Here is a 258-nt window from a genome sequence, read left to right as displayed (position 1 = left end):
GAATTGGCAGACACACAGGACTTAAAATCCTGCGGTAGGTGACTACCGTGCCGGTTCAAGTCCGGCCCTCGGCACCAAACCAACTACATGAATATCCTACTGTCCAGGTTTGCGACGAGTAGCGTGAGCAACGCAGGAGCACTTTTACTTTTTGGATGTTCATTACTCAAGTTAATAACGTATGCGCCCGTAGCTCAATTGGATAGAGCGTCTGACTACGGATCAGAAGGTTAGGGGTTCGACTCCTCTCGGGCGCGC

At 51.2% G+C, this 258-nt stretch carries 1 tRNA gene; it reads left to right on the top strand.

Features of this window, described 5'->3' with window-relative positions:
* Positions 1 to 183 precede the first annotated feature (183 nt).
* Positions 184 to 257, top strand: a tRNA-Arg gene (locus KH400_RS23840).
* The last annotated feature ends 1 nt before the right edge of the window (position 258 follow it).

The organism is Desertibacillus haloalkaliphilus (genome assembly GCF_019039105.1).
In the GTDB taxonomy this organism is placed as follows: domain Bacteria; phylum Bacillota; class Bacilli; order Bacillales; family KJ1-10-99; genus Desertibacillus; species Desertibacillus haloalkaliphilus.
Note: the sequence above shows the minus strand (reverse complement) of the source record. Positions and strands in the feature narration are given on the sequence as shown.